6 protein-coding genes are annotated in these 6,427 nt (G+C 48.1%); all 6 read right to left on the bottom strand.

Going from position 1 to position 6,427, the window contains the following annotated elements:
• A partial coding sequence (maiA, locus tag ABY802_RS07890) for a maleylacetoacetate isomerase (protein ID WP_372626501.1) occupies positions 1 to 611 on the bottom strand: 611 nt, incomplete at its 3' end.
• 218 nt (positions 612 to 829) lie between these two features.
• The gene (locus ABY802_RS07885; RefSeq protein WP_372626500.1) at positions 830 to 1,846 is read right to left on the bottom strand and encodes a fumarylacetoacetate hydrolase family protein; all 1,017 of its coding nucleotides are present in this window, start codon (positions 1,844 to 1,846) and stop codon (positions 830 to 832) included.
• Between the two features lie 18 nt (positions 1,847 to 1,864).
• Positions 1,865 to 3,004 carry a homogentisate 1,2-dioxygenase gene (locus ABY802_RS07880; protein WP_372626499.1) on the bottom strand — a complete coding sequence of 380 codons (1,140 nt, stop codon included), beginning with the start codon at positions 3,002 to 3,004 and terminating at the stop codon, positions 1,865 to 1,867.
• Entirely contained in the window at positions 2,997 to 4,079 is a 1,083-nt protein-coding gene (gene hppD, locus ABY802_RS07875; protein WP_372626498.1) for a 4-hydroxyphenylpyruvate dioxygenase, read from the bottom strand. The genes ABY802_RS07880 and hppD overlap by 8 nt, the downstream gene beginning before the upstream one ends.
• Positions 4,080 to 4,291: 212 nt before the next feature.
• Entirely contained in the window at positions 4,292 to 5,854 is a 1,563-nt protein-coding gene (tyrR, locus tag ABY802_RS07870; RefSeq protein WP_372626497.1) for a transcriptional regulator TyrR, read from the bottom strand.
• Between the two features lie 225 nt (positions 5,855 to 6,079).
• Positions 6,080 to 6,421: a 4a-hydroxytetrahydrobiopterin dehydratase gene (locus ABY802_RS07865; RefSeq protein WP_372626496.1), complete on the bottom strand. Its 342-nt coding sequence runs from the start codon at positions 6,419 to 6,421 to the stop codon at positions 6,080 to 6,082.
• Positions 6,422 to 6,427 lie beyond the last annotated feature (6 nt).

The raw sequence follows: 6,427 nt of genomic DNA, 5'->3' as shown, positions 1-6,427 counted from the left end.
GCTGCCAGGGCAAACCCGGCCAGTTGCTGGCAATGATGGTAAATCCGGCTGATAGTTGGGTATTCCAGAGTGTCGAGTTTAAAACGCAGGGCATTGTATACCTGCGGCACCAAGCATATATCAGCCAGGGTAATGCTGTCGCCATAACAGAACTCGCCAGCGGTGCGCAGCAAACGCTGCTCCAACGCGGTAAAGCCGGTGTGTAACCAGTGATGGATCCACTCGGTTTTCTGATCGTCAGTCAACTTTAGCGGCCCGGTTAAATACTGAAGCACCCGTAAATTATTGAGCGGATGTATATCGCAGGCAATATCCAGCGCCAGCGAGCGTACCTGAGCTTTTGCGGTAACATCTTCAGGCAGTAGTGCTGGCTCAGGGTAGCTTTCTTCAAGGTACTCAATAATTGCCAGCGACTGATTCAATGTCAGCTCACCATCCACATAGGTGGGCACCAACTGATTGGGGTTTAGCTGCTGATACTCTGCGCTATGCTGCTGACCACCGTCTTTTAACAGATGTACAGGAATGGTTTCAAAGCTGAGTTGTTTCAAATTCAGTGCGATACGCACCCGGTACGCGGCTGAAGACCGCCAATAGCTATAGAGTTTCATCGTGTTACCTTTAGCGCTCAGAACCCGCTGCTGCTACGTACATTTTTCCTGCGACACGCCGTGAACCCATCCATGGGGCTCGTTTATGAACTTAGTCCTTGAAGTTCCCCCTTTCGGGCCAGCGGAGCTGTTCAAATTCGTTCCTGACGAATTTGTCCGCCCATCCGGGGCTTCAACGGTCACAGAAAAAAGTACATCCGTATCCACTAGGCCTGTGGTTAAACCTTATATTGCACAACTTGCTGGTCGATAGCACCAAAAATACTGTGGCCATCGCTATCCAGCATCTCCATTTTAATGGTATCACCAAACTGCATAAAAGCAGTTGATGGCTTACCATCACGAATGGTTTCAATCATCCGGATCTCGGCAATACAGCTGTAACCTACGCCACCCTCGGTAATAGCAGTACCATATTCAGTGCCTTGTTTATTCGACACGGTACCCGAACCAATTACTGCGCCGGCACCCAGATTGCGGGTTTTCGCGGCGTGGGCAATAAGCTGACCAAAATGAAATGTCATATCAACACCGGCATTCGGCTTACCAAATGGCTTGCCATTATAGGTTGATAACAAGGGTAAATGTACCCGGCCATCCTGCCACTTGTCGCCCAGCTCATCCGGGGTAACAGCGACCGGACTGAAGCTTGAGGCTGGCTTCGAGTTAAAAAAGCCAAAGCCCTTAGCCAGCTCGTTAGGAATTAAACCGCGCAGCGACACATCATTGACCAGCATTAGCAGCCGTATTTTCTTAAGCGCCTGCTCCGGGCTTACTGCCATCGGTACATCATCAGTAACTATCGCTACTTCGCCTTCAAAGTCGATACCATGCTCGGTACTTATGGCCTCAATGGGATCACGCGGACCAATAAAATCGTCAGAGCCGCCCTGATACATCAGTGGATCGGTCCAGAAACTTGGCGGCATCTCAGAATTACGTGCCTTTCGCACCAGCTCTACATGGTTAACATATGCACTGCCATCTGCCCATTGATAAGCGCGAGGTAACGGCGACTCACACTGATGTGCATTGAAGGCCATCTCGCCATCCAATGCACCGGCATTCAGTGCCTTAGACACTTGTTCAGCTTTTGGAGCCAGGCTCGCCCAGTTATCCAGTAATTGCTGCATGGTTTTTGCAATATCATCAATAGCGATACACCGGCTTAAATCACGGCTTACCACCACTAACTGACCATCGCGGGTATTATTTTTTAAACTTGCTAACTTCATATCAATCCTTAACTGTGTTCATACCTGAGGCTTGGTTTTCCAGCTGTTGACATAATCCGGATTTTCGGTCGCCAGCGCAGCTTCACCAAACGATAGCGCATCACGGGTATCCAGCATTACCGCCACTTCATCAGTAAACTTTTTCTTATACTCGCGCCCGGCAGCAAACGCTTTTGGATGAGGGCCATGAGTAAAACCAGCCGGATGAAACGTTACCATGCCCTTTTCAATATTATCGCGACTGAAAAAATCTCCAGCGTGGTAAAACAGTACCTCATCGTAATCATCATTGTTGTGATAAAACGGCACTTTTAATGCGCCCGGATCGCTTTCAATTGGCCTCGGTACAAAAGTACACACTACAAAGCGCTGCGCCACAAACGTGGTATGGGCAGAGGGTGGCAAGTGATAACGGTGGCTCATTAATGGCCGGATATCCCGCCAGTTAATTCGCATTACCGCTAAATCTCCATGCCAGCCAATCGCATCAAGCGGATTATAGGGGTAAGTAATCACTGACACCTGGCCGTGCCGTTTCACTTCAACCTGCCAGCTGTCTTCGCTGTATTGCGCTTTGAAAGCATCATTAATTTTTGGTGTATCGAGCATCGCCGGGTCAAAGATTGCGTGATTGCCCACCAGGCCTTTCTCTGGCAGTTGATAGCTATCGTTGGTCGCCTCAATCAACAGAATAAACATCGGCTCATTGGGCACCAGACGCCACATGGTTGAGCGCGGGATCACAATATAATCACCATCACGCACACTCAGATGACCATAATCACAATACAGCTCTGCACTGCCTTCATGAATAAATAACAGCTCATCGCCATCAGCATTGCGCGCTAAAGCGTTCATGCTGTCGCTAAGACGCCAGGTTCGCATCTTACAATGACTGTTAAACAACAAATCCGGTACCGCCCACGGCGACTGCGTTTTATTCTGCTTAATCTCATTGAAGTTAAACAGGTGGGGCCGCAAAGGCCCCTGCCACTCGCTCCAGCCAGTTGGTGCGTGCGTATGATGGAAATGCGTTGCCGGGCCAAAAAAACCACTGCGACCCGTTTCCCGCTCGTATATTGCCTGCTCTGGAAAATCGGCATGCGCCTGCCGTGATACATCGCCTTCCTTTAACGGAAAAGATGCCCATTTACGCATTGCTTAACACTCCACGCTGAATTTGGTCTTCTTCGATAGACTCAAATAGTGCTTTGAAGTTGCCCTCGCCGAAACCTTCATTGCCTTTTCGCTGAATAATTTCAAAAAATACCGGTCCAATAACCGTTTTAGTGAAAATCTGTAGCAAAATACCGTCTTTCATTGGCGCACCGTCGATCAGGATGCGTAACTCACGCATTTGATCTAAATCTTCCTCGTGGCCTTCGACCCGCTCATCAACCTTGTTGTAATACGTTTCCGGGGTAGGCATAAACTCCATGCCGCGGCTACGCAGTGTCCGCACGGTTTCATAAATGTCGTCTGAAGTAAGCGCGATATGCTGAATACCTTCGCCCTTATATTCGCGAATAAATTCCTCAATCTGTGATTTATCATCAGATGACTCATTAATAGGAATACGAATTTTGCCGCAGGGTGCTGTCATTGCTTTTGAAACGAGACCAGTCAGTTTGCCTTCAATATCAAAATAGCGAATTTCGCGGAAATTACCGATATTTTCATAAAAACCGGCCCACAGGTTCATGTTACCGCGCATCACATTGTGGGTTAAATGATCCAGCACTTCCAGGCCAACACTGTGCTCAGCCATGTTAGCCTGCCAGTTATCATAGTATTTGAAGTCAATATCGTAGACAGAGCTGGCACCATAGCGGTCAACAAAATACAGCAAGCTGCTGCCGATACCATACACCGCCGGAATATTCAGCTCCATCGGCCCAACCTGGTTTTTGTATTCCTTTGCACCATTGGCCAGCGCATGTTTTAACGCAGCGGCAGCATCGGTAACGCGAAAGGCCATGGCGCATACAGAAGGACCATGTAAACGTGCAAACTCTTCTGCTTGTGAATTAGGCTCGGCATTAATAATAAAGTTAATGTCGCCCTGCTTATACAACCAGGCTTGCTTAGAGCGATGCTTTGCCACTTCGGTAAAACCTAACGAGAAAAACAACGCTTTTAATTTCTGAATACCATCAGCATCTGCCGCAGTATATTCAACAAACTCGAAACCATCTGTACCCAGCGGATTAATTGTATTTTTTGTAGTTGGCATTTAGGGGTTCTCCGAACAACGAATGTGGGCGCTATCATGCGCTTACCAATAAAAAAAGAAAGAGGGGTGCTTGCTGTAGCCGATAACGGATTTATAGCAGAAGTTGTACAGAATTAACTACAAAAAGCCCCTTATCCGGAAACCTGAATGCAAGGGCCGACAGATAAGCCTGTCAGCCCGCCATTCGTAAATAATTCAGCACAAAGGTGCAATTATATCTTTACGGTCTTGCGATTTATGCCGTAATCACGGAGCTTATTGGCCACCGCGGTATGGCTTAAACCAAGCTTTTTCGCTAACTGACGTGAACTGGGGTATGCAGGGTACAGCTTACGTAGCAGGTTAGCCTCAAAGCGTTTGACGGCCTCATCCAGCGTGCCATCAAAGTCCTGCTCCAGGTAACCAAAATCACTGGTGTAACTTGGCAATTGCAAATGGTCCTTTTCCAGCTCGTAGCCATCAAGTAAGGTTACGGCCCGGTACAGCGCATTTTCCAGCTGACGCACGTTACCGGGCCACGGGTATTGCTGTAAAAACTGGCTACAGCTTTCCGTTAAGCGCGGTACTTTGCGGCCCAGCCGGGCTGCGAAACGGGCAATAAAAAACTCAGCTAACGGCACCACATCCTGCTTGCGCTCGCGTAAGGGGGGCAATGTCAGGGTCAGTACGTTCAAACGATAAAACAAATCTTCGCGGAAACGTCCTTCCTGCACCATCCCAGGCAGATCTTTCTGAGTGGTACAAATCACTCTGACGTCCACTTTCACTTCGTTTTCATCAGCTACCCGTCGAAAACTGCCGTCCTGCAAAAAGCGAATAAGCTTAGTTTGCAGCTGCGTCGACATCTCACCCACTTCGTCCAGAAAGACGCTGCCACCATTCGCCTGCTCAAATATTCCTTTTTTGCCTTCAGTACTACCAGCAAAAGCATGAGATCCGTAACCAAATAATTCTGATTCGGCGACGTTATCAGGCAATGAGGCGCAATTAACTGCCAAAAAAGGCTTGGCGGCACGGCTTCCTGCGGCATGGCACGCTCGAGCCAGTAGCTCTTTGCCCGTACCCGTCTCTCCCATAATTAAAATTGGCGCATCAAGCTGAGCCATTTTTTTCGCCTCACGCACCACTTTTCGCATCAGGTTACTGTTGGCTTGTAAGGTGTTAAAGCTTTCCTGGTCGCCTTTTTTAAAGGCCACCATATGCTGACCAAGCCGACTCTCTGATTTTAAATTTATAACCGCGCCAGCCAGGATCTCGTGCCCGGTTTCGTCCGGTACCATCACCGGCAAAATGTCGGCAATAAACCGCTTGCCGTGAATTTCAAAGCGGCGCGTTTGCGCCAGTACCTCATCACTTTCCAGCCAGCGTTGAAAATTAAAGCCTCTAACCATGCCTTGCAAAGACTGTCCCTGAATATCCTGCTGTGCTACTGACAACGCTTCCAGGGCAGCGTCATTAATTACGGTTACATTGGCTTTAATATCAATGGCTATCAAGCCATCAGGCAAGGTCTTCAGTAAGGTGGTCAACTCGTTGTGTTCACGCTCCGATGGCAGAAAAGCCGTCGTTTTTACATCTTCTACTCCGGCAATTCGTCGTATTTTCGCCATCAGCTCCTGAAACTTTTCAAAGTTTACCGTGGGGAATGACACATACATCCGGTTAAGTGACGGGTCCACCTCAATTCCACGCAAGTCCAGCTGATAACCCACCAGAATATTTAATACCTCCTGCGCAAGCCCCAGGCGGTTTTGACATTGAATTTCTAAACGCATAACAGCGATGTACCCCGATACCAGTTAATAACGCTATCATACGGTATCTGACTATTGTCAGACCAGTATTTTTGTAAACATATATGAACAAATACGCCAGAGAAGGCCTTGGATAAGATAAATAGCGGCAACAACCGGGTAATACATTTGAAAACTAACGCCAGCAAGCTAATACTCACTGGCGATATTATCGCGCTTATAAACCAAAATCAGGGGGTGGTCGGCTTAATCAGTCAGCAGGCCGTCTGTTTTAGCAGCACAAATAAAATCGTTTTTATGCAGCCCTTTAATAGAGTGAGACCACCAGGTCACTGTCAGCTTGCCCCACTCCAGCAGTAATGCGGGATGGTGGCCTTCATCTTCGGCCAGCTGCGCCACTTTGTTGTGAAATGCCCAAGCCTGCTTAAAGTTTTTAAACTTGTATAACCGTTCAAGTTGCAAAATGCCGTCGCGAGCAACAGGGGTCCAGTCTGGAATTTGCCGCATTAATTCTGGTAGCTCAGCATCAGAGACTTTTGGAGCATCAGCCTTACAGGCTTCACATTTCATTGCTGTTAATTCTGTCATTACAAC

This window comes from Arsukibacterium sp., from assembly GCF_041616895.1.
Lineage (GTDB): Bacteria > Pseudomonadota > Gammaproteobacteria > Enterobacterales > Alteromonadaceae > Alishewanella.
Note: the sequence above shows the minus strand (reverse complement) of the source record. Positions and strands in the feature narration are given on the sequence as shown.